At 54.4% G+C, this 25,632-nt stretch carries 26 protein-coding genes; 10 read left to right on the top strand and 16 right to left on the bottom strand.

The window, feature by feature from the left end:
* Positions 1-96: 96 nt before the first annotated feature.
* Both BLR09_RS21525 and BLR09_RS21520 read right to left on the bottom strand, forming a co-directional pair.
* Positions 97-507 (bottom strand): molybdenum cofactor biosynthesis protein MoaE, encoded by a 411-nt coding sequence (locus tag BLR09_RS21525; RefSeq protein ID WP_093207762.1) that lies wholly within the window; start codon positions 505-507, stop codon positions 97-99.
* 14 nt (positions 508-521) lie between these two features.
* On the bottom strand, positions 522-764 hold the full coding sequence (locus BLR09_RS21520; RefSeq protein ID WP_093207760.1) for a MoaD/ThiS family protein: 243 nt from the start codon (positions 762-764) through the stop codon (positions 522-524).
* Between the two features lie 60 nt (positions 765-824).
* On the opposite strand from BLR09_RS21520, the gene moaA reads away from it, so the two are divergent.
* Positions 825-1,826: a GTP 3',8-cyclase MoaA gene (moaA, locus tag BLR09_RS21515; protein WP_093207758.1), complete on the top strand. Its 1,002-nt coding sequence runs from the start codon at positions 825-827 to the stop codon at positions 1,824-1,826.
* Here the strand turns inward: moaA and BLR09_RS21510 are convergent.
* On the bottom strand, positions 1,823-2,554 hold the full coding sequence (locus BLR09_RS21510; RefSeq protein ID WP_093207757.1) for a sulfite exporter TauE/SafE family protein: 732 nt from the start codon (positions 2,552-2,554) through the stop codon (positions 1,823-1,825). The two genes, moaA and BLR09_RS21510, sit on opposite strands and share 4 nt — an antisense overlap.
* A gap of 92 nt (positions 2,555-2,646) precedes the next feature.
* On the opposite strand from BLR09_RS21510, the gene BLR09_RS21505 reads away from it, so the two are divergent.
* A complete protein-coding gene (locus BLR09_RS21505; protein ID WP_093207755.1) occupies positions 2,647-2,919 on the top strand; it encodes a (2Fe-2S) ferredoxin domain-containing protein in 273 nt (90 codons plus the stop codon).
* Between the two features lie 122 nt (positions 2,920-3,041).
* On the opposite strand, the gene BLR09_RS21500 is transcribed toward BLR09_RS21505, so the two are convergent.
* On the bottom strand, positions 3,042-5,084 hold the full coding sequence (locus tag BLR09_RS21500; RefSeq protein ID WP_093207754.1) for a S9 family peptidase: 2,043 nt from the start codon (positions 5,082-5,084) through the stop codon (positions 3,042-3,044).
* Between the two features lie 126 nt (positions 5,085-5,210).
* Between BLR09_RS21500 and BLR09_RS21495 the strand changes: the two genes are divergently transcribed.
* From BLR09_RS21495 to BLR09_RS21470, 6 genes are all read left to right on the top strand, one after another.
* Positions 5,211-7,733 (top strand): AsmA-like C-terminal region-containing protein, encoded by a 2,523-nt coding sequence (locus BLR09_RS21495; protein ID WP_093207752.1) that lies wholly within the window; start codon positions 5,211-5,213, stop codon positions 7,731-7,733.
* Positions 7,734-7,784: 51 nt separating this feature from the next.
* Positions 7,785-8,693, top strand: coding sequence for a sugar phosphate isomerase/epimerase family protein (locus BLR09_RS21490; protein WP_093207751.1), 909 nt, complete (start codon positions 7,785-7,787; stop codon positions 8,691-8,693).
* 34 nt (positions 8,694-8,727) lie between these two features.
* Positions 8,728-9,591, top strand: coding sequence for an AraC family transcriptional regulator (locus tag BLR09_RS21485; protein WP_093207750.1), 864 nt, complete (start codon positions 8,728-8,730; stop codon positions 9,589-9,591).
* A gap of 36 nt (positions 9,592-9,627) precedes the next feature.
* Positions 9,628-10,149, top strand: a complete 522-nt coding sequence (locus tag BLR09_RS21480; protein ID WP_093207748.1) for a dihydrofolate reductase family protein — start codon at positions 9,628-9,630, stop codon at positions 10,147-10,149.
* A gap of 314 nt (positions 10,150-10,463) precedes the next feature.
* Positions 10,464-11,897, top strand: coding sequence for a 3-keto-disaccharide hydrolase (locus BLR09_RS21475; RefSeq protein WP_093207747.1), 1,434 nt, complete (start codon positions 10,464-10,466; stop codon positions 11,895-11,897).
* A gap of 88 nt (positions 11,898-11,985) precedes the next feature.
* Complete coding sequence (locus BLR09_RS21470; RefSeq protein ID WP_093207745.1) at positions 11,986-13,335, top strand: Gfo/Idh/MocA family protein; 1,350 nt, start codon at positions 11,986-11,988, stop codon at positions 13,333-13,335.
* A gap of 68 nt (positions 13,336-13,403) precedes the next feature.
* On the opposite strand, the gene BLR09_RS21465 is transcribed toward BLR09_RS21470, so the two are convergent.
* Together BLR09_RS21465 and BLR09_RS21460 are read right to left on the bottom strand one after the other, a co-directional pair.
* Entirely contained in the window at positions 13,404-13,883 is a 480-nt protein-coding gene (locus BLR09_RS21465; RefSeq protein WP_093207744.1) for a hypothetical protein, read from the bottom strand.
* Positions 13,884-13,897: 14 nt separating this feature from the next.
* A complete protein-coding gene (locus tag BLR09_RS21460) occupies positions 13,898-14,503 on the bottom strand; it encodes a DUF1684 domain-containing protein (RefSeq protein WP_093207742.1) in 606 nt (201 codons plus the stop codon).
* Positions 14,504-14,561: 58 nt separating this feature from the next.
* On the opposite strand from BLR09_RS21460, the gene BLR09_RS21455 reads away from it, so the two are divergent.
* Both BLR09_RS21455 and BLR09_RS21450 read left to right on the top strand, forming a co-directional pair.
* Positions 14,562-15,152: a riboflavin synthase gene (locus BLR09_RS21455; protein WP_093207741.1), complete on the top strand. Its 591-nt coding sequence runs from the start codon at positions 14,562-14,564 to the stop codon at positions 15,150-15,152.
* Positions 15,153-15,294: 142 nt separating this feature from the next.
* The gene (locus BLR09_RS21450; RefSeq protein WP_093207739.1) at positions 15,295-16,167 is read left to right on the top strand and encodes a sugar phosphate isomerase/epimerase family protein; all 873 of its coding nucleotides are present in this window, start codon (positions 15,295-15,297) and stop codon (positions 16,165-16,167) included.
* A gap of 107 nt (positions 16,168-16,274) precedes the next feature.
* Here BLR09_RS21450 and BLR09_RS21445 read toward each other — a convergent pair whose 3' ends face one another.
* The 10 genes from BLR09_RS21445 to fmt all read right to left on the bottom strand — a co-directional run bounded on the left by BLR09_RS21445 (position 16,275) and on the right by fmt (position 25,225).
* Positions 16,275-16,676: a hypothetical protein gene (locus BLR09_RS21445; protein WP_093207738.1), complete on the bottom strand. Its 402-nt coding sequence runs from the start codon at positions 16,674-16,676 to the stop codon at positions 16,275-16,277.
* A gap of 198 nt (positions 16,677-16,874) precedes the next feature.
* Positions 16,875-17,726 (bottom strand): 3-deoxy-8-phosphooctulonate synthase, encoded by an 852-nt coding sequence (gene kdsA, locus BLR09_RS21435; RefSeq protein WP_093207735.1) that lies wholly within the window; start codon positions 17,724-17,726, stop codon positions 16,875-16,877.
* Between the two features lie 57 nt (positions 17,727-17,783).
* A complete protein-coding gene (locus tag BLR09_RS21430) occupies positions 17,784-18,863 on the bottom strand; it encodes an iron-containing alcohol dehydrogenase family protein (protein WP_093207734.1) in 1,080 nt (359 codons plus the stop codon).
* Positions 18,864-18,888: 25 nt separating this feature from the next.
* Complete coding sequence (locus tag BLR09_RS21425; RefSeq protein ID WP_093207733.1) at positions 18,889-19,275, bottom strand: type II toxin-antitoxin system VapC family toxin; 387 nt, start codon at positions 19,273-19,275, stop codon at positions 18,889-18,891.
* Positions 19,276-19,278: 3 nt separating this feature from the next.
* Positions 19,279-19,488, bottom strand: a complete 210-nt coding sequence (vapB, locus tag BLR09_RS21420; RefSeq protein ID WP_245689984.1) for a type II toxin-antitoxin system VapB family antitoxin — start codon at positions 19,486-19,488, stop codon at positions 19,279-19,281.
* A gap of 15 nt (positions 19,489-19,503) precedes the next feature.
* On the bottom strand, positions 19,504-20,709 hold the full coding sequence (locus BLR09_RS21415; protein ID WP_093207732.1) for a DegT/DnrJ/EryC1/StrS family aminotransferase: 1,206 nt from the start codon (positions 20,707-20,709) through the stop codon (positions 19,504-19,506).
* A gap of 183 nt (positions 20,710-20,892) precedes the next feature.
* Entirely contained in the window at positions 20,893-22,152 is a 1,260-nt protein-coding gene (locus tag BLR09_RS21410) for an alpha-hydroxy-acid oxidizing protein (RefSeq protein ID WP_093207730.1), read from the bottom strand.
* Positions 22,153-22,256: 104 nt separating this feature from the next.
* Positions 22,257-22,724 (bottom strand): dihydrofolate reductase, encoded by a 468-nt coding sequence (locus BLR09_RS21405; protein ID WP_093207729.1) that lies wholly within the window; start codon positions 22,722-22,724, stop codon positions 22,257-22,259.
* Between the two features lie 177 nt (positions 22,725-22,901).
* Positions 22,902-24,254 carry an L-serine ammonia-lyase gene (locus tag BLR09_RS21400; protein WP_093207727.1) on the bottom strand — a complete coding sequence of 451 codons (1,353 nt, stop codon included), beginning with the start codon at positions 24,252-24,254 and terminating at the stop codon, positions 22,902-22,904.
* Between the two features lie 59 nt (positions 24,255-24,313).
* Positions 24,314-25,225, bottom strand: coding sequence for a methionyl-tRNA formyltransferase (gene fmt / locus BLR09_RS21395; RefSeq protein ID WP_176785634.1), 912 nt, complete (start codon positions 25,223-25,225; stop codon positions 24,314-24,316).
* Positions 25,226-25,632 lie beyond the last annotated feature (407 nt).

Raw genomic sequence — 25,632 nt, 5'->3', positions numbered from 1 at the left:
CCGGCAAACGGTACTACGCCGGGCGTTCCGAATAAGGCCACAGCGGGCGGGATTATCTCTCCGAAAAGAACATACCGGCCGTTTGATACCCGCGGTTCAGGGGTGGGCTTCCAGCCACTCTTCCCCGTCGTCGTAGATTTCTTTTTTCCAGATCGGCACGACCTGCTTGAGGGTATCGATGACCCAGCGGCAGGCTTCGAACGATTCAGCGCGGTGAGGCGTGGCCACAGCAATCACGACGGCCACGTCGCCAATGGAAAGTACTCCTTTGCGGTGGACGATGGCAATCTTTTCGACCGGCCAGCGACGCGCCGCTTCCTCCGCCAGTTCCGTCATTTTGCGGATGGCCATGGAGTCGAACGACTCGTATTCCAGCCGGACGACGCTGCGGGCGTTATTGTGGTTGCGGACCGTGCCGATGAAGACATCGACCGCCCCGGCTCTTTCCGACTGCACAGCGTCCAGACAAGCCTGGATATCAATCGGTTGATCAGTGACTGCAATCATGGAACGTATCTTTTCTAGCCTCCGCTGACGGGCGGAATCAACGCCACTTCGTCCCGGATATTCAGTACCTGCGTCGGTTCGGCATATTCGTCGTTAACGGCTACGACGAGCGATTTCAGCCCTTCCAGTTCCGGGTATTCCGTGTAAAAACGGCGCAGCAAATCCTGCACCGAAGAACCTTCTTCCAATACGACAGTATGGCGCGATTTTCGCGTGATATCGCGGGTTATCCCAAATAGATGCACGGTCAGTTCCATCTTTCAAAGTTGGCGAGAGTTGGGGAACAACGCGTCGGTTTTTTCGTTTATTTGTACGTTATGTCAGATACCAGACCGCAACTGTTTGATAATCACGGACGCCCGATTCAATACCTCCGGCTTGCCGTGACCGACCGCTGCAACCTCCGCTGTTTTTACTGCATGCCGGAGGAAGGTATCGCCTATCTCCCCAAAAAACAACTGCTGACCTACGAGGAAATGCTCCGCATCAGCAGTGTCCTCGCCGAACTGGGCGTCCGGAAGGTGCGCATTACCGGCGGCGAGCCGTTTGTCCGCCATGACCTGACGGCCTTTTTGCGGGAACTATCCGGCATCAACGGCATCAGCGAAATAGCCATCACAACCAATGGCGTGCTGACAGGCGCCTACCTCGCCGACCTGAAGGCGATCGGCGTGCGGACCGTCAACCTCAGCCTTGATACCCTCGACCGGGAGCGCTTCCGCGCGATTACCCGCCGGGATGAGTTCCTGAAAGTACAAAAATGCCTGTATGATTTGCTGGACGCCGGTTTTGAAGTAAAGATCAATACCGTCGTGATGGAAGGCCGGAACACAGAAGATATCCTCCCGCTGGCACGCCTGACCCAACAGTACCCGGTTTCGGTCCGGTTTATCGAAGAAATGCCTTTTAACGGCGAAGGATCACACTATCCTGTTTTGAACTGGACCTATCCGCGTATTCTTCAGGAATTGAAAGAGGCGTTTCCGGGGCTACAGAAGGTCGTCGATCCTGCTAATTCTACAGCTTATCATTATCAGGTTCCGGGATTTGCCGGTCATCTCGGTATTATCGCCGCCTTTACACGGACATTCTGCGGTACGTGTAACCGCATCCGGCTGACGGCGCAGGGCGTTCTCAAAACCTGCCTGTATGACGACGGTGTCCTGAATGTCAGAGACTTACTACGCAGTGGTATTTCGGACCAGGCGCTGCGGCAGGAATTTGTCCATGCCTTCCGGCATCGTCCGAAAGACGGCTTCGAAGCCGAGCGCAACCGGCATTCCCTCATTACCGAGTCGATGACGACGATTGGCGGTTAGGTAAACAGCAGCTTCAGCGTCGCCACAAACAAGCCCAGCGCCAGGGCATAGCGCAGCACTGGTACTGTAAACTTCCGCGCACCGGCGTACCCTCCCAGCAATCCTCCGACGAAGGCAACCGCCAGCCAGGTCAGCGTTTGCTCGTCCGGAACGTATCCCTTCATCAGCAGCTTGGAAAGGCCGGAAACGGAATTGACAAAAATGAAAATCGCTGAGATCGCCGCGGTTTCTTTGAGCCGCGCCCAGTGCATCAGCAGCAATACCGGGCTGAGGATAATGCCCCCGCCAATCCCCAGCATGCCGGAAAGGAGGCCGATTACCGCGCCAACTGCCAGCCCGGCAGCCAGGGGAACGGGTTTGGGTTCATCCTCCGTCTCTTTCGGACGCCAGAGAATCCGGGCAATCGCCAGTAACAGGCAAAACCCGAGCAATTGCTTGTATAAACCGGGATTCAGGGGAATACCTGCTCCGACAAACGCCATCGGAATACTCGCCGCCGCAAAGGGCCAGAACTTCTCCCATCGAAAATGCCCGCCCCGGTAAAACTGCACGAAAGACGACATCGACACGAACAGATTGAGTATCAGGGCGGACGATTTCATCAGCTCCGGTCTCGTTCCGAACAGCGCCAGCACAGCCAGATAACCGCTGGCCCCCCCATGCCCGACCGACGCATACAGGAAGGCCACAACACCCAATGCAAACAATAACAGCAATTGTGAATCCATAGCGTCAAAAATAGTCAATCACCCCGCTGACAGGCCTGTTCTCCTCCGATTATCCCTTGGAAATTACGGGCAATTGTCGTTACTTCCACCGTATGAGAGAGATTCGTGATACCTACCCCTGGGTGGTGATGATCTGCGAGGGCAGCAAATGCAGCCGTCATCAGAAAGACCTGCGCAAGGCATTCAAACGGGAATGCAAGGACAAGAATATCTGGGACGACGTCGAACTCGTGGAAATCGAATGCACCGGCCGCTGCAAGCAGGGTCCGGTTGTCTGCATCCAGCCGGCCAACCTCTGGCTGGGCGAAGTCCGGGAATCGGATGTGCCCCGGATTGTGGACGAGATGGTCGTCCAGAACGTTTAATTCAATTTTTTCTGTGTATTCTGTGCTTTCTGTGAGAACCTAATTTTTATTTTTCTCACAGAAAGCACAGAATACACAGAAAAAAGAGGGGCTGTTTCTCATCTGAAACAGCCCCTCTTTTTTTATTCGAATACCTCCTCCGGGAAGGGTTTTTCCAGTAAATACCGGTACACAAACCGCGCCGTTTCCATTTGGGCGTGTTTCGCCTTTCCGGCGCCGAAGCCATGCCGTGCACCTGGGTAGATCATAAACTCAAAGTGCTTGTTGAGGTTTTCGAGCTTGTCGACCAGCTGGATGGAATTTTGCATATGGACGTTGTCATCCATCGTTCCGTGTACAATCCGGAGCGTACCTTTCAGCTTATCGGCGTAGGTCAGTACCGAGCTGGTTTTATAGCCGTCGGGATTCTCGGCGGGCGTATCCATGAAGCGTTCGGTGTATTCACTGTCGTACAGATGCCAGTCCATTACCCCGAAATTCGCGATACCATGCGTAAACACATCCGCGCCGCGGGTAAGGGCCAGGGCCGTCACGTATCCGCCATAGCTACCGCCGGTAATGGCGACCTTCTTCGGATCTACCATCCCTTTGGCAATCAGGGCTTTCACTACGTCTGAATAGTCCTGAATTTCCCACTTTCCGAGATCCCGGTGAATGTAGTTCTGGCCTTTCTTACCGAAATGCCCGGAAGCCCGGTGGTCAATCGCTACCTGGAGCAGGCCCTCCTGCGCATACCATTGGGCGGTCGGCGTATAACTCCAGCGGTCGTACACAGTACCCGCGTTCGGTCCTCCGTAAATACTGATCAGCATCGGATATTTCTTACCCGCTTCGTAGTTAACGGGGTACTTGATCGATACGGGCAGTTCATACCCGTCGGCAATCGGTACCCTGATCATTTCCGTTTTGGCCAGCGAATAAGTATCGTATGCCGTGCCACGGTTATCGGCGAGTTCCCGGAGTACCTTGCCTTTGGCGTCTGCCAGCGCTACCCGGGCGGGGGTTTGCAGGTTGGAGTACGTCGTCAGGAAATAGGTACCCTGCGGTGATACGCTTACCTGGTGGTAGAAATCGCCGAAGGTCAGGCGCTGGAGGCCTTTCCCATCAAATTTCACTTTATACAAATCGTTCCGGGCAGAGTTTTCCTTCCGGGCGGTAAAATAGAGCCATTTGTTTTTTTCATCGACGAGCGAAATACCGGTTACCGTAAAATCGCCTGACGTAATGGCGTTTTTGCGCTTTCCGTCTGCACCGTGGAGGTAATAGTGCATCCAGCCGGTTTCATCGCTTTGCAGGATGAAGCCGTCTTTCAGAAACTGGAGCGACGGCAGCCAGTCTACCCAGGTCTTCTGCGTTTCGCTCACCCATTCGGCCTTGGCGCCGGTTTCGGGCTGCACCGCCACGAGCTTCAGGTTGTCCTGACCGCGGCTTTTCCATTGAAGAATGAGGGTTTTGGAATCGGGCGACCAGAAAGGAGTACCGAGGTAATGATCCACGCTGCTGTCAAAATCCACCCAGGTAATTTTCCCGGTTCCGACTTCGGCAATGGCAACCTTTACATTGGGGTTCGGGTCTCCGGCTTTGGGATACCGCTGGTTTTCAACGTAACCGTGCTGACCGGTAGCGCCTGCGATGGTGAAGACCGGTACCTTAGCTTCGTCGAAACGCATGAAAGCGAGGTACTTGCCGTCGGGCGACCACCAGAATGCCTTGTATTGCGTAGCGCGGCCGAGGACCTCTTCCCAGTATACCCACGCGGCGTAGCCGTTGTATACTGTTTCAGACCCGTCCTGGCTGAGTGCCTTTTCCTGCCCGCTGGCAAGGTCTTTTACATATAGATTTTTCTTGTCGCGGGTGTAGGCCAGCCATTTGCCATCGGGCGAGAGCGTTGCGTTCTGCGATCCTTCCGGGCCGGTTTCGGTTTTGGAAACAGGGCGTTCGTAAGGTGTTTCCTGGCCGGTCTTTACATCGACTGATACCCATTTGCCTTCCCGTGAAAGGAGATAATGTGTGTCGTCGGCCCACCCCGCAGGAACAGGCAACGCGGTAAACAGGTTGGTCGACTGGCCTTTGAATAGCTGGGCGGCGGTCAGCGGCTGTTTCTGTGCAACGGCGGAAGAGAGCAGTCCGAAAGAAGCAGAGATGAGAAGTATCTTTCTTAGCATGTGATGAAACGATGAGGGACAATTGGCAAATTTCAAAAACTTTACGCAAGTTGTACGAGTTTGTCGACCAGCCCCGCAATTAAAAAATTGAATCGCTTCCCGGTTACCCGCCCTAAAACGAGATCTATGAAACGGAAACTTCGACCCCATCACTACCCGCTCGGTCTGATTGCGCTGGGTATCCTGACGACCGCCGGTCTGATGGGGGGAATTTACCTGTACCGGGATCGGATATTCAAGCAATTCCAGCGGGAAATCAGTGCGCGCATCCGCGGGACGTTTCTCGCTGATAACTTCCATGTACTTTTCTGGGAAGACGGTTCGCCCGGTCTGACGCTTTTGCTGCAGAACGTACGGCTCGAAGACGATTCCCTGAAACACCACCACCAGGATTTTCTGAAGCTGAAAGAGGTTCGTATCCGCCTGGATCTCATGCGGTTATTCAAGAAGCAGGTTCGTATGACGAGCCTCCGCCTCGTCGAGGGGAATCTCACCGCCTTTCGCCAGGCCAACGGATATGCCAACTGGAGCCTGTTTGAGCGGGATACCGCCTACCGCCCTCAGCCTGGTGAGGCGTCCGGCAGTACGGCGAAAAGCGGGTTTCTGGTCGAAATTGAGAAGATCAAGCTTGAAAACGTGCAGGTACGTTTCGTTGACTCCCTCCACCACAAATGGTACGGAGGGCTTTTCCGGAAAGTAGAATGCCGGATCAGCAGGGATCAGCAGGCGTTACTGGGGCACATTACCGGTCCCATGCACCTGGACGGACTCGCTTTCAACCCCAAAAAAGGCAGCTTTGGCACAAATCAGGAAACGGACCTGCACCTGCGCGTCCGGCTGGATACCACTGCCCGGCTGCTGACGCTGGAACCTTCCCGGCTGGTTTTCGCAAGAAAAGATACCCTGAGAGCCAATGGTACGTTTCAATTCCACGTCAGACGGCCGCCTGACATGAACCTGTATCTGCACCTGCAGCGCATGCCGCTGCCCACGGCGCTCGGGCTCATGAACCGGCACCTGGCGACGACCATCGGCAAGTTTGGTCTTTTCCCGAAAGTCCGGAAAGCGGATATCCGGATCAGCGGATCAACGGGCCCCGGCCGCGAACCCAATATTGACCTGACGTTCTCAACTGATCCGACCAAATACAACTCGCTCGTCGGAGAGCTTTCGGCGCTGACGCTCAAGGGTCATTTCACCAATCACCTCGACCCCAAACGCGAACCCGGCGATCCCAACTCCCGGCTGCTTTTCGAACAGTATTCGGCAGAATGGGAGGAAACGATTCCGGTTTCCGGCCGCCTCGTTATCCACAACCTCGACCAATCCCGGGCATTTCTGACGACGCGGGTCGACGCCGACCTCGCCCGCATGAACGAAAACCTGAATGCCACGCATTACCTGCTGGAAAAAGGGCATATCCGCATGGATGCCTACTACCGGGGCGGTGTCAATGCCATATTCGACAAGAAAACGGGTAACCTGTCCGGATTACTGGCCGGTACCTTACGGGTGCAGGACGGGTCGTTCCGGTACCTCACCCGGAAGCTCCATTTCGAAAAGCTGAACATCGAGGCCGATTTTGACGCAAGGGATCTGTACGTCCGGTCTATCTCCGCGCAGATCAACAAAAGCCCGGTATATGTGCATGGTCATATCCGGAAGCTCATCCCTTTCCTGACCGTGCCGAATACGCGGTTGTATGCGCAGGCGGCGATCACGTCGCCTAATCTCAACTTCAACGCGTCGAAAATTCTTCCCAGACCGGCCCTGAAGAGCGCCAATATGCGCAAAAAGGCTCGCAAAGAGCTGATTACCAAAATAGACCGGATTCTTGACCACCTTGAAACGGATATTTCGGTGAAGCTCGACCGGTTTCAGTACCGGCATTTCGCCGCCACACAGGTACGCGGGCAGCTGGGTTTATCGGCCCGTAAACTCGAAATCAAAAACCTGAAAATGAATGCCTTCAAGGGCGATTTTGACTTTTCGGGACAGATTGACTACCTCCATGACCATCCGGCACGTATGTCGGTCGCCTGCCGCCTTCAGAATACAGATATCCGGCAGCTGTTTTATGCCTTCGATGATTTTCAGCAAACGACCATCACCCACAAGAATATCAACGGTATCTGGAGCTCGGAAGGCAAAATCGAGGCACAGCTTAACCGGGACTATACCCCGCTGCCGGGTACCTTTTACGGGTATCTCAACTTCCGGCTGAAAAACGGGGAACTGATCCAGTTTGAGCCATTGAAGCGCTTGCAGCGGTTTATTTTCAAGAACCGCGACTTCGACAACGTCCGGTTTGCGCCCCTGGCCAGCCAGTTCCGTTTCCGTGGTCGTGAGATCGAAATGGACCGCATGGGTATCGAATCGTCGGCGCTGACGCTGTATGTCGGCGGTACCTACAGCTTCGCAAAGAAGACAGACCTCTTCGTCCAGATACCCCTCAAAAACCTGCGCAAACGCGGCAAGGACTATGAGCTCGTCGAACTCGACGCCAAAGAAATCCCGGGATGGACGCTCAACCTGCGCGCCAGGGACGAAGGCGACGAAGTGCGTATCCGACTTGACATCGGCCAGCGGGCACGGCAGCGAAAGGCCCGACGGCAGCAGGCCGAGGGTGACCCGGGCGCTCTTAAGTGAGGTTTTTCAGGGAAAAAGACGCTATTTTCGTCTTTTTCAAAAACCTCTATCATGCATCTATCCCGACGTCAGTTTCTCCGGCAATCGGCCCTCCTCTCCGCCTCTGCCGCGCTGGGCGCCCACGCTTTTGCTTCCGCTAAATCCCGGCTGAAAATCGGATACTCTGCCATTACCTGGGGCGGAAATGACACGCAGGCCATTCAGGACATTGCTTCGCTTGGTTTCCGCGGTATTCAACTCCGCTCCAACGCGTTTGGTCCCTACCGCAATAAACCGAGTGAACTGAAAGCCCTCCTGGATGCGCAGAAGCTCTCGCTCGTGATGTTCTCCAGCGGCAACGTCGAAATTGACCCCGCCAAGGAAGAAAGTACCATCAACTACCACGTGGCACACGCGAGCTTTGTGAAAGCGCTCGGCGGTACGTCGATCCAGCTGACCAACTCCGCCCGGCCGAAAGACCGGCAGCCGACGACCGACGAGCTCAAGCGCCTCTCCAAAGTGATGAATGAAATCGCCAAACAAACGGCGGATTTGGGTATTCAGACCTCCTACCACAACCACATGAACCAGCTCGGCGAGACGCCGGAAGAAGTGGACGTGATCGTTCAGGAGATGAACCCGAAATACATGAAACTGCTGCTCGACGTAGCCCATTACCACCAGGGCGGCGGCGATCCGGCGAAGGCCATTCACCAGTACAAAGACCTGCTGTATGCCCTTCACCTGAAGGATGTACGCTGTCCGCTGGAGGGAAATCCGAACCCGAAAGCCTATAAATTCGTGGAGCTGGGTACCGGAAATGTAAACCTCCCGTCCGTTTTCAAGGCACTGGACGAGATCAAATTCAACGGCTGGGGTATTATCGAGCTCGATGGTGTACCCGATACCGGCAAAACCGCTCTTTCCTGCGCCGAAACCAGCAAGAAATTCCTTCAGTCCCAGCATATCGCCATTGGGTAAATCATCCGGCCGTTTCTGTTTTTATCTTTGAAAGATGAATACACTGACGGCCCGGCCCGCTTCCCTCTCTCCCTGGGTAGACGTGATTTGGGTATCGGAAGCTTCCGGATTCTCGTTTACGAACCGGCTGCTTCCGATGCTGCATCACGAGTGGCTGTTTTCGCTGTCGGATGTGTTCGATGTGCGTCACGGGGGAGGTCAGCAGGCGTGCGCCGGCCCTGCGTGGCTCGCGGGCCAGCAGACGAGTCCGCTGCTCACCCGTGCCGAAGGCCGGCACTACGTTGTCGGCGTACTCTTTCGCCCCTGGGGTTTATCAGCCTTTTCCAGACTGGATATCAACGAATTACAGGATCAGTTTATCGATCCGGCCGACGTTTTCGGGCCGGATATTGCCGCGCTTTCGGAGCAACTCAGCGAGAAACCATCGCCCGGGCGGGTACTACAGCTGGTTGAATCCTACCTGATCACCAAGCTTGTCCGGCCGGAGCTGCCGCCCTTTATCCGGGATAGTCTTTCGGAGATCGCAGCGACGCCCCTGTCTGAGCTGCTTACCTCCCGTCTGGCGGCCCGGTACGGGATGACGCCCCAGGCCCTGATCCGGCGGTTTCGTCAGCTCATCGGCTGTACGCCAGCTCAGTATCAGCACCTTGTCGTATTTCAGCGAACGCTGCATCGGCTTGCCTCCCACCCCGCGGAATCCCTGACCGGAGCGGGATATGACCTTGGATTTTTCGATCAGGCACACTTCATTCGCTTCTTCCGGAAGTATACCGGCCTGACGCCGTCGGCTTACCGGAAGGAAGTACTGGCGGGGCATGTATCTGCCGGCCATCCGAACCTGGTATCAACCGATGCCGACATGCTGGCCGATGTTTCATTTCATACAATTTCCGGATAAAGCGAAGCAGGAGTTTTGTCGAAAATTCCCAAACGTATGCGCAAAGTAATTCTCTACATCGCCGCCAGCCTGGACGGCAAAATCGCCCGCAAAGACGACTCTATCGACTGGCTTCCCGATATCGATGGCGAAGACTATGGCTATGAACCGTTCTACGATTCGATCGATACTCTGCTGATGGGATACAAGACGTATGAAGTCTGCGTCGCTTTTCCCGATTGGCCGTATGGAGGAAAAAAGTCGTTGATTTTTTCCCGAAACCCGGACAAACAGGTTATTCCCGAAGCGGAACTGGTGACGGAAGACGTTGTCGAAGCCATCCAAAGACTGAAAACAGAACCGGGAAAAGATATCTGGCTCGTAGGCGGCGGCGAACTCGTCCGCCAGGCGCATGACGCCGGGCTGATCGACGAGTACATAGTCACGCTCATACCCGTGATTCTGGGGGAAGGGATTGAGCTATTTCCGGCCGTTCAGCGGGAACAACGACTGACGCTGGTGAAACAGAAAGCGTATGAAAGTGGGTGTGTGATGCTGTACTTTGAACCGAAAGGCTGAAAATAGTATCCCTCCCAAAAAAGTCTGTGAAGTCTGTGTCGTCTGTGAGCTGTCAATTTTCTCACAGACGACACAGACTTCACAGACTTTTTGAGGTTTTTTTTTGACCGGCCGCCGGACGGTCCCTGACAGCAAAATAGCTTTCTTTTTCAGGGTCATCGGCTCAGAAAAGGTCTTTATGGAAGGACTGGCCGGACAGGCGGCTGAAGGCATTCAGAAAGTCGAAAAAAACCGTTGCCAACTGAGTAGAAACGGGCGTCGTCTGACTTTGTACCCGTAAACCAGGCTAGTCTCTAACCATTAAACCGTTTTCGATGAAACGCTTCGCAGTTGCCGCACTATTCGTTTCGAGTTTTGTCTCTTATGCTACTCCTCCGGACAAAGCGTCCTGGAAAAACCTGTTTGACGGAAAAACCCTCAAAGGCTGGAAACTGGCCGATGGTACCGCTTCCGGCAAAGCGAAGTATGACGTAAAAAACGGCGAGATCATCGGCATCTCCCAAACCGGAACACCCAATACCTTTCTCCTGACGGACCAGCCATACGGAGACTTCATTTTCGAATGCGATGTCAAAGTAGATAACGCCCTGAACTCAGGTATTCAATTCCGCAGCCTGCAACGGCCGGAAGACGGTCGCGTCAATGGGTATCAGATGGAAATTGACCCGTCGGACCGCGCCTGGAGCGGCGGTGTGTACGACGAAGCCCGCCGCGGCTGGCTCTGCACGCCCGACAATAACCCCGCCGGCAAGGCCGCTTTCCATAAAAACGAATGGAACCGCTACCGCATCGAAGCGATCGGCTCCTCGATCCGCACGTTTGTGAACGGCGTGCCGGTATCAAACCTGGTCGACGACCTGACAACCAAAGGCTACATTGCCCTTCAGGTCCACGGCATCGGAAACGATAAGGAAAAGGAAGGCAAATCCATTCACTGGAAAAATATCCGCATTCAGACCGAAAACCTGCAACCGTCCCCGCTGGACAAAACCCCGGTGATCAACCTGATTCCCAATATGCTTTCTGAACAGGAAAAAGCACTGGGCTTTAAGTTGTTGTGGGACGGCAAGTCGACCCAGGGCTGGCGCGGCGCCTACAAAACGGAGTTTCCGCAGAAAGGCTGGAATGTAAAGGATGGTCTGCTGACGGTCGACAAAGGCGACGGCGGCGAAAGTACCAACGGTGGCGATATTGTCACCACAGAAAACTACGGCCCGGCATTTGAGCTGACGTTCCAGTTTAAGCTGACGGAAGGCGCAAACTCCGGCGTGAAGTACTTCGTGAAGGAGTTACTGCCCTACACGCACGAATTCAAACCCGGCCAGCCGCTGACGGTTCCGGAGAACTACGTCAAGAAAGGCTCTGCGATCGGCCTGGAATTTCAGATTCTCGATGACGCCCGCCACCCCGACGCCAAACTCGGCGCGTACGGCAACCGGACCATCGGCTCCCTGTACGACCTCATTCCGGGCGATAAAACCGGTCCCCGCAAAGCGGCTGTGAAGAAAATCGGCGAATGGAACGAAGGGCGCGTCATCGTTTATCCGAATAATCACGTCGAACACTGGCTCAACGGCTTCAAGGTAGTGGAATACGAGCGGGGTTCTCCCCTGTTCCGCGCCCTGGTAGAGCGCTCGAAGTATGCCGGTTACAAAGACTTCGGTCTGGCAGCTTCCGGCCCGATTCTGCTGCAGGATCACGGCGACGTTGTCAGCTACCGGAGCATTAAAATCCGCGAACTCAAGTAGTTTTGCGTAAAGGCACTAGCCTTCTTTGGATTGAATACCGTATCCTCAAATAAACCTCAATGAGCCGGCCGGAAAGCCGGTGCTACCTATGGAAAACCGTAGAGATTTTCTCCGTAAACTGTCTCTCGCTACTGCCGGATCAGCGTTGAGCGTCAACGCCATGTCGGCAGCGAGCTACCGCAAGATCCTGGGTTCCAACGACCGCGTCCGTGTCGGCTGCGTCGGGTTTTCGGATCGTTTCCGCAGTTCCCACGTACCGCCGTTCAAGACACTCGGCAAGGAAATGAATTTTGAGATGGTGGCCGTTTCCGATATCTGGAAACGTCGCCGGGAAGAAGGTAAGGCATTCCTCGAAAAGCAACTGGGCGGCTCCATTAAGGAATTCCGCAACAACGACGAGCTGTATGATTCCAAGTCGGTCGACGCGGTCTTCATCAGCACGGCCGATTTCCAGCATGCCCTGCATACCATCGAAGCCGTCAAGGCCGGATGCGATACGTACACCGAAAAGCCCCTGGCTGAAACCATGGCCGACGCACGCGCCGTCCTGAAAGCGGTGAAGCAGTCGGGTAAAATTGTTCAGATTGGTTCCCAGCGGCGGAGCGGCGCGAATTACCACGCCGCCAACGACTTTATCCGCTCAGGCAAATTCGGCCCGATCGTGGCTGTTGAGCTCATCTGGAATGTTAACCAGCCGGGTCGCTGGCGCCGTCCGGCGCTGGTAGCCCAGTGCAAGGAAGAAGACCTGGACTGGAAACGGTACCTCCTCAACCGTCCCTTCGAAGCCTTCGATCCGCGTAAGTACCTCGAATACCGCCTCTTCTGGCCGTATTCTTCCGGTATTCCGGGTCAGTGGATGAGCCACCAGATTGATACGGTGCACTGGTTCTCCGGCCTGGCACACCCCCGTTCAGTAGTAGCCAACGGCGGTATCTACCAGTGGAAAGACGGTCGTAAAAACGCCGATACGCTCATGGTTGTGTTTGATTACGGCCCGCTCAACGATCCGACTACCGGCTTCCAGGTATCCTTCGCGAGCCGCTTCAGCAACTCCGCCGGCGGTACACGTGAGATCTACTACTCCAACGGCGGCGAGCTCAACCTCGACACCAACATGATCTCCCCGACGGGTGGTCTGTCCGCCCGCGAAGCAGGCGAAATGGGCATGCAGGCCAACCTTCTCGCCTCTACCAAACTGGAAGGCCCGAAGGTCGAAACCAGCGCCAACACCGGCGGCGACATGCTGACGTTCAATCACATCAAGAACTGGATGGAGTGCGTACGGAGCCGTAAAACCCCGAATGCACCGATTGAAGCAGGTTACCAGCACTCGATCGCCACGATTATGTCCAACGCGGCCTACCGCACAGGCCTGAAAGTGACGTTCGACGAGAAGAACCAGGAAGTACTTGCCGGTGGTAAGGTATTCCAGTACTAATCGAATAGTACCCAAACAAAAAACGGGGGCATACCTTTCGGTATGCCCCCGTTTTTTGTTTGGTGGGATTATACCACAGCCATCATCGTCATATACAGGTTGATGCCGTAAATAGAAGTGAGTATGAGCAAAATAGAAGGCTCCTGCTCGCCGGATACCTGGTATTCGTAGTTGAGGCGGTCCCATTTGAAAGCAGGCTGCAGCAGCAGTAAACGTTGTTCCTGCTCATCTTCGAGCTCGAAGTGCATATTCCACAAGCCCCTGGACTTCAGGCGATAGCTTTTTTCAACGCCATCTGTGTCCAGGCGGATGATGATTTCTCCTTTCCAGTTGAAGAGGATATCGCCTTTGTCAATACCATCGATAAAGACATCGAACTTGGAAGCCCAGACATTCTTCGCCTTGATTTCGACGGTGTTATTGCCGGTTTCGGCGCGCCCGTCGCTCGAAAACCATCCGTTATACTGAAAAGTGGTAACAGGTGCGGTTTCGTTCTCCCGGTATACTTCAAAGCCGCGGGTAAAGGATTTAATGATGTAGTTTGACATGAAGGGTTGTGTGGTTAATCGTGGTAGCGTTTTTCTCCGGCGGTGACAGCCAGCGGAAGGGTATTTTCTTTCGGGGGAACAGGACAGGTATACTCCGGTGAATAGGCGCAATATGGGTTATAGGCCCGGTTGAAGTCAATCGTGACATGACCGCCGGTAATCGCCGATTCCTCGACATCCAGGTACCGGCCGCCGCCATACGAAGCCGTTTTGTTGCTTTCATCCCGGAAGGGAATGAACAGGGCGCCTTTATCCGGACTATGGAAAACCAGCAGGCGGCAGTTCTTTCCTTTCAGTTCAAACGTTGCTTCTCCGTAAAGGGTATATGTTTCGGTCTGTCCGCCGGTCATGGCGACGGTAAACGTCTTGTTGCCTTCGGTTTCCCGGATTTTGGCGTAGACTTCAAAGGTCGAATCCGGGTCAAAGTAGTTCAGGGCACGGAAGTCTTTTTTATCCGGGAAGGGCGAGTCGGCCGAGGTCCGGAACATTTCGTCCTTTTCCTGGCGTTCCTTCCGGAGGGTATCCGAAAAAGAGCTTTTTTTGCCTCCGGTTAAGGAGTAGATCAGGGTTGCGGCCAGGACCAGCCCGATCGCGAGAAGAATCAATTTTCTGTTCGGCATACAAATTCGGTATTACTTCCGTCCTGCAAACATCGTCAACTAATCGGCAAAACACCCTATGTTCACCGGCATTATCGAAGCCATCGGGGAAGTCAGAGAGCTGCAATTTGAAGGTACGAACGTGACCTTCCGGATCCAGTCCCCTCTTTCCCATGAATTGAAAATCGACCAGAGCGTCTCACACAATGGGGTATGCCTCACGGTCGTCGGCGTCGATGCCGATACTTACTACGTCACGGCGATCGACGAAACCCTGCGCAAAAGCAATCTGGGGTCGCTTAAAATTGGCTCACACATTAACCTGGAGCGGTGTATGCCGGCCAACGGGCGGTTTGACGGGCATATTGTTCAGGGCCACGTCGACCAAACCGCCGTCTGCACCCGCATACAGGACGAAAACGGCAGCTGGCTGTTTGATTTTGAATACGACACCGCCAGTGGAAATGTAACCGTCGAAAAAGGCTCGATCAGCATCAACGGCGTCAGCCTGACGGTCTTCAATTCCGAAGCCAACCGGTTCCGGGTAGCCATTATTCCATACACTTACGAGCATACGACTTTTTCTTCCCTGCGGGAAGGCGATTCGGTCAACCTGGAGTTTGACATCGTCGGAAAATATGTCAAGCGGCTGCTGGGACTGAACGCATAAGCGGCATACCTCCTTCAAATGAAATTTAATATTCGCTTTATCCTGTTTCTTTCCGGAGGATGGTTACATTGGAAGCGGATTTTTTCATTCGTACGAAGCCGGCGTCTGCCAGGGCGCGGCTGATCCGCTTATTTTCATCCCTATGAACCGTAGAAATTTTCTTCAGGCATCGTTCGGGCTCGGCGCCCTTGCTGCCTCCGGAATGGACGTATTGGCGTCTGTTCAGGCCAAATCCATCGGCCTTCAGTTGTATACCCTGCGTGACGATATTCAGAAGCAGGGCATCGAACGTATCCTCGAGCAGGTCGCAAAGCTCGGATACAAAAAGGTGGAAAACTTCGGCTATACACAGGGAAAGTTCTTCGGAAAATCACCGGCTGAATATGCCAAAATCCTGAAAGACAACGGTCTCTCTGCTGTCAGCGGCCACTACCTCACCGCCCGGTCAAAGAAGATGGCGATGAGCGACGGGCTCACGAAAAACTGGTCGAAAGTAATCGACGATGCTGCTGCCATCGGGCAGAAATTCGCGGTTATTGCCTACCTCGTGGATGACGAACGCAGTCCGGAAGACTACAAAAAGCTAGTAGACCTTCTTCACAAAGGCTCCGAAACCACCAAAAAAGCAGGTATTACCCTCGGGTACCACAACCACGATTTTGAGTTTACCCAGCGCGTGGATGGCGTCAAGCCGTACGACCTGCTCCTTAAACAAACGCCGGTACACATGGAAATGGACCTGTACTGGGTTACCAAAGCCGGTGAAAAGCCCCAGGAGTACTTTGCGAAGTACCCGGGCCGGTTCCCGCTTTGGCACGTGAAAGACATGGCCAAAACGCCGCAGCAGGAATTCGCGGAGGTTGGCACAGGAAGCATTGATTTCGGCGCCCTGTTTAAGCATGCGAAGCAGGCCGGGCTGAAGCATTACTTCGTCGAACAGGACGTTTGCAAGCGCCCGCCGCTGGAAAGCATTAAGATCAGCATCGGGAATATTCAGAAATCGAACTGGGGTTGATCCGTCTGTGTATTCTGTGAAGTCTGTGAGCTGATTTTTTTTCTCACAGACTTCACAGAATACACAGACAGGAGGAAAGCCGTCCTGTTGTGGGACGGCTTTCTTGTTTAATAGTCGTTTTCTTCTTCTTCCAGTTCCGGGTCCGCCTTGTCCCACATCGCCCGGAACGTCGGCGCCATGTACAGCATCTCTTCCACCTTACTCCGTGCCGCGTGAAACAGCCGGTAATTATAGCCCTGATCCAGTATCTGATCGAGGGCGTGGATAAGCTGTACCATATCCTTGACATTGACCGAAAAATCCCGGACAACGTACATCGTAAAACCCCGGTCGTAATCGTCCGCAAAAAACAGCACCAGACAGAAATCCTCGCCCCATAAAAACGACGTCACCTGACTACGGGAAAAATCCTTGAACATCGCGCCATTGTCGACCAGCGCATCAATGATTTCCACGTCGTTATTGGTGATATAAAAATTCGGGGTAAGGTTCCGGGAGATCTCCTCCATAACCAGGCATCACATTGTTGTTCGGCCATAAAGTTGATTATTTTTTGGAGAAATTTTCATCTGCGGGGAATTTCCTGCTTTCTCTTCCGGACGATCTCCTGCTGCACGTATACCGGCTCCCTGACAATCAGCCTTTTCCCAACAAAAAAGCGCTTCCGACTAAACGGAAGCGCTTTTCTTTTCTGTCAAAAACCGGAATTAAGCCAGTTCAGGCAGGGAATTGCGGTATTTGACTTCCACGGCATGGAGTTCGAGCAGCGGCTTGAGGAACTCCTCGAGCAGGCTGATATCGAGCTGGCTGGCCGCGTCGCAAAGGGCTTCACTCGGGCAGGTGTGCGCCTCGATGAAGAGTCCGTCGATACCGGCAGCGACACCCGCGCGGGCGAGTACGGGCAGGTATTCCCGGGCGCCTCCCTTGGAGTCTTTCGACGGGATACCATACTTCCGGATGGCGTGCGTCACGTCGAATACCACAGGGTATTGTGTGCGGGCCATGTGGTAGAAGCTGCGCGGATCCACTACGAGGTCATTATAACCGAAGGAATAGCCGCGTTCGGTGAGGATGATCTGGTTGTTTCCGGAATCTTCGATTTTCTTGACCGGGTGCTTCATGTTTTCCGGGGCGAGGAACTGCCCGTGCTTCACGTTGACGACGCGGCCGGTTTGAGCGGCAGCGACGGTCAGCGTGGTTTGCATACAGAGGTATGCCGGAATCTGAAGAACGTCGACGACTTCAGCAACAGGAGCGGCCTGATCGGGGTAGTGAATATCGGTCAGGAGGGGAAATCCGAACTGCTCCTTCACTTTGGCAAGGATCTGGATACCCTTATCCAGGCCCGGACCGGAGTAGTACTCCAGGCTGGAACGGTTGTCTTTCTGGAAAGAAGACTTGTAGATAACCTTGATTTTCAGTCGCTCCGAAATCTCTTTGAGTTTTTCGGCGACAGTCATCATGATTTTTTCGTCTTCGATCACGCAGGGACCGGAGATGAGGAAGAGCTCATCTGATCCGCACTCGATATCGCCGACACGAACAATTTTCTGAGACATGGTATTGCTGGCGGGCTTTCGGGGGAAACCCGGCCGTTACGGGTGAATAAATACGTGTTAGAGTCTCCGGAACAGGTCCTTCAACAGGTCAATCGTGATGGTTTCCTGCCAGTTTTCACCGATGGCGTGCAGCCACATGTGGGGAAGGTTGTAGGAAACATGAGCCATTTTGGTAATGGTTTCGTCGTCCCAGTCTTTGGCAAGGCCTTGCGGCAGGGTGACGTTAAACCGCTTCACCATCTCCTTGAATTCGGCTACGCCTTCGGGGTAGTAGTCTTCCAGGTGATTCATAATGAGGCAGTTGGCATAGCAGTGACGGGTACCCAGGATCTTGGAAAGACCGTAGCTCAGCGCGTGGCATACCCCAACTTCGGAGTACGTCAGGCTCAGGCCGCCCATGAGGGAGGCTACCATCAGCTTGTCGTCGTTTTCGGCATTCTGCCCGGCGTTTTCGCCGAGGTAGATATCCCGGCAGAGCTTCATCGCCTGCTCCGCAAACGCATGGGAATAGGCGTTGTTAAAGCGGCCGTTTTCCGATTCCACGCAGTGGATGTAGGTATCCATGCCGGTATAGAACCACCAGTCGGTCGGAACAGAAGCAATCAGTTCCGGATCGAGTACTACCTGGTTGAAGACAGTCCATTCGCATTTGAGGCCAAGTTTTTTCACCGGGCCGGTCAGTACGGCGGTCATGGATACTTCGGCGCCGGTACCGGAGATAGTCGGCACGCCGACGTGGTACACGCCCGGTACCTTCACCAGGTTCAGGCCCTGGTAGAGGGTGGAAGAGCCTTCGTTGGTCAGCATGAGGGAAAGCGCCTTGGCGATATCCATCACGGAGCCGCCGCCGATACCCACTACGCCGGAGGGAAGTCCCTGTTTGGCAAGGATTTCGTCGCGGAGCGTATCGATCTGCTCGGTAGTCGGCTCGTGGACATCGACATCGATGAAGTACACGAGGTCCTTTCCTTCGGCCGGAACGCGCACTTCGAGGTCTTTTCCTTTGAAATACTGATCGACGATGAACACAAAATACTGTTCATTTTCGACCCGCTTCGGGGCCAGGATTTCGCCCAGTTGGTTGAAACTACCCCGCCCGTAGACGGTTTTTTCGATTCCTTTGAAATTCTTATGCATGCTTTCAGAAACTAACGAGTGCAGGTTATTCCCACACTGTTACGACGTCATAACTACTGAAAAAAAGATCTTTCGAAACAACCGGAAGGTTTTCCGCCCGTGCCTGGCTGATAATGAGCCGGTCAAAGGGATCTCTATGAATATCGGGCAACTGCTGTAATTGAATAAGGTGCTCAAATTCGATCTGTAGCACTTCAATATGGTTTCGTTCTATAAAATGGAACAAATCAGGGATACCGCTATCCAGCTTCAGCTTACCCAGCCCCAGTTTTATGGTAATTTCCCACAAGCTGGCAACACTGAGGTAACAGCGCGTCCCGCTTCCACGGATCAAACGTTGCGCCTTATCGGAAAGGGCAGAATCTCCACTATAAAACCACAACAGGGCATGTGTGTCCAGCAGTAATTCCATCTCTCAACGGTACTCGCTAAAATCATCCAGCGGAGCGTCAAAATCCTCCGAAATCCAGACCTTGCCCTTTCCGTATCCGAACTCCCGGTCTTTTAACGGACTCCGTTCCGACTCCATCTTCTTTTTGAGAAACGAGATGTAATCCTCCGCCTCTTTCCGCAATGCCGGAGAGAGTGTTCTGATTTCGGCTAACAACGCAGCGCTGCTGATCATAATTACCTCCTTTTCTTAAACCTCCACACTCATCACCTTCGTCACCGCCGCCGAAACCTTCGCGACCAGCGCGTCAACTTCTTCGTAGGTCCAGGTGCAGCGAATGCCGAAAGAGATCAGGCGTCCGATGGTTTCCTGCGCCTTCGGAATGTCGAGGTTGTGGTAGTCCTGCGGTGCACCGAATTTCTCCACGCCGAGGGCCGAGGCCGTCTTGAGATCCTTCAGGTGATTCCACTGGTTGATAAAGTGGTACATATTGGTGTACCAGTAGTTGAAGCCGCTCACGCCGGAAGCATTGAATTCGGCGACAACTTTCCCCGCCGTTTCGGTATCGGGCAGGAACATATTGAGGAACGTCGCTGAATCGCCGTCCGGGTCGGGCAGCGTGGCGAAGGAAATACCCGGTACCTGTCCGAGTTTTTCCATCAGGTATTTCTTGTATTCGTTGCTCTTTTCACGGATGAACGGCACGCGCTGGGTCTGTACCTTTCCGATCGCGGCATGCAGTTCCGAAATACGGAAGTTGAAGCCAATGATCGGGTGCTGTTCCATCCCGCGGTTGTTGCCGATATGGTCGTGCCCGTGATCGGAATAGCTGTCGGCGAGGCGGTATACTTCTTCGTCGTTCGTTACCATCACGCCGCCTTCAGCTGCTGTGGCGATCTTGAAGAAATCATAGGAATAAGCGCCTGCTTTGCCCCAGAGGCCGGTTGAAATGCCTTTGTAGCTGGCTGCCATGGCCTGACCGGCGTCTTCCACCAGAATCAGGTTATGTTCTTTTACGACCGCCATGATCGCGTCCATGTCGGCCATCTGACCACACATGTGCACGAGGCAGATGGCTTTCGTTTTCGGGGTGATGACTTTGCGGATACCTTCGGCGCTGAGGCACAGCGTTTCGTCGATATCGGCGAAAACGGGAAGTGCGCCAACCATCAAAACGGCCTCAACCGTCGCGATGTAGGTAAACGGCGGAACGATGACTTCGTCGCCGGCTCCGATGCCGGACGCCGCCAGGGCGCATTGCACGGCCGTCGAACCGGAAGAAACTGCATGGGCATATTTGGAGCCAACGAGTTTGCAGACTTCCGCCTCAAATTCGCGGGCTTTCCAGATGTTATTCCGTTGTGCGTCGTGGTTATAGCGGAAGAAAATACCGGTCTCGAGGACGTCGTTGATTTCCTTGCGTTCTTCGGCTCCAAATAATTCGGTTCCAGGCATGTCGATTTATGTTTTCAGGGTTACTCGCCGGTACTGCGGCTGGTTCAGATTAACACCGCAAAAGTAAGGATTCGGCCCGGCAATCTGAAGGGTTAAGTTAGTTTTGATCTTTTCCAAGAAATACTACCTGATTTCGGCGACAATGATTGGATAAATCTATGTCACCGGCCTTCGGAATAACCCCTACCTCGTCACGATTCGTTCCCGGGTAATCTCCGGAATTGCACGGCACCCCGCCAACGCCATTGTCAGCTCGAAATCCGCAGCCAGGTGCTGCAGGTACGTTGCTACTCCTTCCTGACCGCCTAACGCCAGGGCGTATGCATAGGGCCGGCCCACACAAACCGCCGACGCCCCCAGCGCAAGCGCCCGGAAGATATCCGCGCCGCCACGTATTCCGCTATCCACCAGTACCGGCACCTTCCCACCCACAGCCGCTATAATACCTGGAAGCATTTCGGCAGTACTTACCGACCCGTCTACCTGCCGGCCGCCGTGGTTGGAGACGATCAGCCCGTCGATACCGTAATCAAGTGCCTTGCGGGCGTCGTCCGGATGCAGAATACCTTTCAGCAAAACCGGCAATCGCGTTCTTTCCCGCAAAAACGAAAGGTCCTCCCACTGCAACGCCGGATTGGAGTAGATACGAACAAACTGCTGCACGGCTTTCAGCGGCCTCCCCGAGCGTAACTTCTTCCAAAAGCCGCCTCCGGGATACCGTTTGGTCAGGGTCATCAGCCCCAGGATTGACTGAAGGGTAACACGCCGCTTCACAGCCGGAAATTCCGCTTCGTCAAGCATACGCTGAAAAACCGGATCGGAAGTATACTGCGCAATGCCCTTTCCTTCGAGAAACGGCAGGTAAGCATGGTCCAGGTCGCGGATTCGCCATCCCAGCAAGGTAGTGTCGAGGGTGATGACGATAGCGCTGCATCTGCAGGCTTCGGCCCGGGCAACCAGGCTCTCCACCAGGTCCCGGGATTTGCTCCAGTACAGCTGGAACCAACGTGCACCTTCCCCCATTGCCGAAGCAACTTCCTCCATCGGCCGCGAAGCCTGGTTCGAAAAGATATAGGGAATACCGGCTGAGGCCGCCGCCCGCCCTACGGCCGTATCAGCTTCAGCATGAGCAAGTTCGAGTACTCCTATTGGTGCCAGCAGCGCCGGCAGGGGTAGTCGCTGCCCGAAAAGCGTTGTACTGAGGTCCCGCGCGGATACATCGTTGAGCATACGCGGCAGAATCCGGTACCGGTCCCAGTCCGACCGGTTCGCCTCCATCGTTTGCTCCCGACCCGCGCCGCCTGCCAGGTAGTCAAAGGCACGGGCCGGCAGTTTCCGGCGTACCCGCTCTTCAAGCACCTGAAAATCAGCAGGGATCAGCGGGAGGCTTCCTGCGAAGCCGCCTAAGTACAGCGCGGCCTGCCAGTCGGGAGCGGTCAGCATAGGTAAAGAGGTTTCGTTGCCTGCAATATCCGAAATGTCGCACAAAAAGTGAGAGGCTGCACCTCAACGGTACAGCCTCTCGCTTTTTGTTTCGGAATAGTCCCTTATTGTCGGTCCAATACCACGAAATCAAAGGAATAGGCGTGCTTTTCATCGGCCGGATGGTGCTCGCGGGAGACTTCCTTCCAGCCCGCGGGTATTTCAAAAAAGGCATCGCCTTCAATCCGGGTATGTACTTCTGTCAGGTATATCCGGTCGGCGACAGGCAACGCCAGCCTGTAAATCTCCGCTCCGCCGATCACGAATACGTCTTCGCGGCCGGCCAGGGCTTCTTCCAGCGTGGCAACTACTGTCGCCCCCGGTACCTCATACCCTGTTTGCCGCGTCAAAATAACCGATTCCCGGTTGGGAAGCGGCCGCCCGATGGATTCATATGTTTTCCGGCCCATGACGATGGCATGGCCCGTGGTAAGTCGCTTGAATAACCTCAGATCATCCGGCAAGTGCCATAGCAGCTGGTTATCTTTTCCAATCGCGCCGTTTTCTGCCGCCGCTACGATGAGGGATGTCATGGGAATGGTTTTCGGTTTTCGGTTTTCGGTTTTCGGTTTTCGGTTTTCGGTTTTCGGTTTTCGGTTTTCGGTTTTCGGTTTTCGGTTTTCGGAAAGTCTTCAGCTATCTGTTTGTTCCCGGAAACGCTTTTTCTTTCCTCAAAACTGAAAACAAAAAACCGAAAACCGAAAACTGCCTCAACACTCCGTCATACTCAACGCCAACCCCGCTTCAGAGGTCTCTTTATACTTCTGCGACATATCCCGTCCGGTGGCGCGCATGACTTTAAGGACGCTGTCGAGGGAGATTTTCTGATAGCTCGGATCGCTCGCCATCGCCAGCAGGTAGGCGTTGTAGGCTTTGACTGCCCCCATGGCATTCCGCTCGATGCAGGGAATCTGCACATAGCCGCCGATCGGGTCACACGTCATACCGAGGTGGTGTTCGATGCCGATTTCCGCCGCCGCTTCCACCTGCGCCGCCGCGCCGCCTGCCGCATAGGTCAGCATGGCTGCTCCCATAGCCGACGCCGTGCCTATTTCCCCCATACACCCCATTTCCGCGCCGGATATACTGGCAATGTGTTTTACCAGAAAGCCGACAGCGGCGGCTACCAGCAGTCCGTCCCGCATTTTCTGGGGAGAATAATGGAAGTGGTGTTTCATCAGGTACGTGAGTCCCGGAAAAACGCCGGACGCGCCGGATGTCGGAGCCGTCACAACAATACTGCCTGCCGCGTTTTCTTCCGAAGCCGCCAGGCAATACGCGTTGAGAAACATCAGAAAGCTATCCGACGTCAGCGAATGACTCTTCGCCTGCTCGTATACCTTTGGGGCCTTGCGTTGCAGGCGGATAGTACCCGGCAGCAATCCCTTTCCGCGCAGGCCGCGTTTCACGGCCTTCTCCATCGCTTCCAGGATAAAATCGAGGCGGTGGTTGATCTCCCGCTCGCTCAGCCCGGTGAGTGACTTTTCGTTTTCGATCATCAGTTTCGGGAGCGACAGGCCGGATGCAGCGAGTTGCTTTTTCAGGCTTTCCATATTTTCATACGGAAAACGAGGCTCCGTATCCCGGGTACCTTCTACCGGCCGGCCTTTTCGCTGGATGAACCCGCCGCCGACAGAGTAGTACTCGTGTTCGAGGAGGATATTCCCTGCGCCGTCGGTCAGCTTCAGGATCATGGTATTGGGGTGCGGAAAGTCCGTTTTGCCACGGTGGTATATAATCTCTCCGGCAGCGGTGGTAATCGAAGCATCGGAAACGGGCAGGGTATGCGCGTCGTTTCCCAGTTCGAGCAAGGCTTTGGGATCACAGGTATCCGGCAGCCATCCGAGTAGTCCGCCAACAATGGCCCGGTCGGTACCGTGGCCTTTGCCCGTCGCCGAAAGCGACCCGAACAGGTGAATTTCTACTTTCCGGCCACGGGCTGCGTCGGCGCTGTTCCGGATTTCCAGGAGAAAATCGTATGCGGCTTTCATTGGTCCGATCGTGTGCGAGCTCGACGGACCCGGTCCGACTTTGAATAAATCGAATACAGAGGTCGTAATCATTTTTTTATGTCCGGGTCCAGTGGAATCCGGCGCGTATCGTTGTTGATGAATCAGTACTCCTATAAACCTTTAATACCTCTGAGCAGTTCTTCGATGCCCATCCGTTTCTTTCCTTCGAGTTGCAGCTCGGTCAGGGAAAGCCACCCATCGGCACAGCGAAATCTCAGGTAGGTTTTATGATCGGTTGTGTAGTTGCCCGGCGCGGCCTCTTCCGATGATTCGACCCGTTCGGCGCGGTATACCTTACACGTTTTGCCCAATAAAGTAGTCCAGGCGGCCGGGTATGGCGACAATCCCCGGATGTGATCGCGGACGGCTTCCGTCGGCCGGTTCCAGTTGATTTCACAGGTTTCCCGGAAAATCTTCGGAGCAGCTTTCAATTCGCGCGATTCATCCTGCGGAATCTGCGGGTAATTTCCGGCTTCAATCGCGCGGACGGTTTTGACCACCAGCGCAGCGCCGCGGTGCATCAAACGCTCATAGAGCGTCCCAACCGTATCATCCGGCCCGATGGGTTCTTCTTCCTGAAAAATGAGCGGACCGGTATCAATTTCATGCTGCAGAAAAAAAGTCGTTACCCCGGTTTTCTTTTCTCCATTGATAACAGCCCAGTTGATCGGCGCGGCGCCCCGGTACTGCGGCAGCAGCGAGGCATGCAGATTAAATGTCCCCAGCGGCGGCATATTCCAGACTACTTCGGGCAGCATCCGGAAGGCGACAATTACCTGTAAATCGGCCCGGTAGCTTTTCAATTCCTCCAGAAAAGCAGGATTTTTCAGCTTTTCCGGTTGAAGGACCGGTATTCCGGCCGACACGGCGTACTGCTTCACGGGCGATTGCTGCACATGCTGCCCGCGCCCCGCCGGCTTGTCGGGAGCCGTAACCACCGCTACGACATTGCATCCGTTTTCGACCAGCGCCCGGAGGCTCTCGACCGCAAATTCCGGGGTACCCAGAAACAAAATTCTCATGGAAACGTAGTAAGATTCGTTGTCTGACAGACAACCGTCTTCAAATATCATGCTTTCCGCTGCCGGTCCATACCGCGACCGCGTAATTCTTCGCGGCGAAGGCGCCGGCCGGCTCTCCTCCGGCTGACGAAAATGAGATTTTACTTGCTTTTTACGGTAAATGTGCTAATTTTGTTGACCCATTCATCATGAAGTCGTCCATGCAAACACGTACGATTCATCCATTGGGTCTTCGGCGGGAAGATTGATTCTGCATCCGGTATACTGTCGGGTGAATTGCAGAGCGGTCTTGTCACCGTTCTTTTTTTTTGTCATTACGTTCGAGATTTCCGAAGCACAGGAACCTTGAAATTCAGACACTTAACCAAAAGTTGCCTGAATTTTTAACCTGGGCTTCTTTTTTCTGC

Source organism: Siphonobacter aquaeclarae (genome assembly GCF_900103285.1).
GTDB lineage: Bacteria > Bacteroidota > Bacteroidia > Cytophagales > Spirosomataceae > Siphonobacter > Siphonobacter aquaeclarae.
The sequence above is the reverse complement of the archived record's forward strand: the minus strand, read 5'-3'. Positions and strand labels throughout refer to the sequence as shown.

What these genes read in the sequence shown, in the direction of transcription:
- BLR09_RS21525 (WP_093207762.1), bottom strand. Translation starts at nt 507, where the DNA reads ATGATTGCAGTCACTGATCAACCGATTGATATCCAGGCTTGTCTGGAC.
- BLR09_RS21520 (WP_093207760.1), bottom strand. Translation starts at nt 764, where the DNA reads ATGGAACTGACCGTGCATCTATTTGGGATAACCCGCGATATCACGCGA.
- moaA (WP_093207758.1), top strand. Translation starts at nt 825, where the DNA reads ATGTCAGATACCAGACCGCAACTGTTTGATAATCACGGACGCCCGATT.
- BLR09_RS21510 (WP_093207757.1), bottom strand. Translation starts at nt 2,554, where the DNA reads ATGGATTCACAATTGCTGTTATTGTTTGCATTGGGTGTTGTGGCCTTC.
- BLR09_RS21505 (WP_093207755.1), top strand. Translation starts at nt 2,647, where the DNA reads ATGAGAGAGATTCGTGATACCTACCCCTGGGTGGTGATGATCTGCGAG.
- BLR09_RS21500 (WP_093207754.1), bottom strand. Translation starts at nt 5,084, where the DNA reads ATGCTAAGAAAGATACTTCTCATCTCTGCTTCTTTCGGACTGCTCTCT.
- BLR09_RS21495 (WP_093207752.1), top strand. Translation starts at nt 5,211, where the DNA reads ATGAAACGGAAACTTCGACCCCATCACTACCCGCTCGGTCTGATTGCG.
- BLR09_RS21490 (WP_093207751.1), top strand. Translation starts at nt 7,785, where the DNA reads ATGCATCTATCCCGACGTCAGTTTCTCCGGCAATCGGCCCTCCTCTCC.
- BLR09_RS21485 (WP_093207750.1), top strand. Translation starts at nt 8,728, where the DNA reads ATGAATACACTGACGGCCCGGCCCGCTTCCCTCTCTCCCTGGGTAGAC.
- BLR09_RS21480 (WP_093207748.1), top strand. Translation starts at nt 9,628, where the DNA reads ATGCGCAAAGTAATTCTCTACATCGCCGCCAGCCTGGACGGCAAAATC.
- BLR09_RS21475 (WP_093207747.1), top strand. Translation starts at nt 10,464, where the DNA reads ATGAAACGCTTCGCAGTTGCCGCACTATTCGTTTCGAGTTTTGTCTCT.
- BLR09_RS21470 (WP_093207745.1), top strand. Translation starts at nt 11,986, where the DNA reads ATGGAAAACCGTAGAGATTTTCTCCGTAAACTGTCTCTCGCTACTGCC.
- BLR09_RS21465 (WP_093207744.1), bottom strand. Translation starts at nt 13,883, where the DNA reads ATGTCAAACTACATCATTAAATCCTTTACCCGCGGCTTTGAAGTATAC.
- BLR09_RS21460 (WP_093207742.1), bottom strand. Translation starts at nt 14,503, where the DNA reads ATGCCGAACAGAAAATTGATTCTTCTCGCGATCGGGCTGGTCCTGGCC.
- BLR09_RS21455 (WP_093207741.1), top strand. Translation starts at nt 14,562, where the DNA reads ATGTTCACCGGCATTATCGAAGCCATCGGGGAAGTCAGAGAGCTGCAA.
- BLR09_RS21450 (WP_093207739.1), top strand. Translation starts at nt 15,295, where the DNA reads ATGAACCGTAGAAATTTTCTTCAGGCATCGTTCGGGCTCGGCGCCCTT.
- BLR09_RS21445 (WP_093207738.1), bottom strand. Translation starts at nt 16,676, where the DNA reads ATGGAGGAGATCTCCCGGAACCTTACCCCGAATTTTTATATCACCAAT.
- kdsA (WP_093207735.1), bottom strand. Translation starts at nt 17,726, where the DNA reads ATGTCTCAGAAAATTGTTCGTGTCGGCGATATCGAGTGCGGATCAGAT.
- BLR09_RS21430 (WP_093207734.1), bottom strand. Translation starts at nt 18,863, where the DNA reads ATGCATAAGAATTTCAAAGGAATCGAAAAAACCGTCTACGGGCGGGGT.
- BLR09_RS21425 (WP_093207733.1), bottom strand. Translation starts at nt 19,275, where the DNA reads ATGGAATTACTGCTGGACACACATGCCCTGTTGTGGTTTTATAGTGGA.
- vapB (WP_245689984.1), bottom strand. Translation starts at nt 19,488, where the DNA reads ATGATCAGCAGCGCTGCGTTGTTAGCCGAAATCAGAACACTCTCTCCG.
- BLR09_RS21415 (WP_093207732.1), bottom strand. Translation starts at nt 20,709, where the DNA reads ATGCCTGGAACCGAATTATTTGGAGCCGAAGAACGCAAGGAAATCAAC.
- BLR09_RS21410 (WP_093207730.1), bottom strand. Translation starts at nt 22,152, where the DNA reads ATGCTGACCGCTCCCGACTGGCAGGCCGCGCTGTACTTAGGCGGCTTC.
- BLR09_RS21405 (WP_093207729.1), bottom strand. Translation starts at nt 22,724, where the DNA reads ATGACATCCCTCATCGTAGCGGCGGCAGAAAACGGCGCGATTGGAAAA.
- BLR09_RS21400 (WP_093207727.1), bottom strand. Translation starts at nt 24,254, where the DNA reads ATGATTACGACCTCTGTATTCGATTTATTCAAAGTCGGACCGGGTCCG.
- fmt (WP_176785634.1), bottom strand. Translation starts at nt 25,225, where the DNA reads ATGAGAATTTTGTTTCTGGGTACCCCGGAATTTGCGGTCGAGAGCCTC.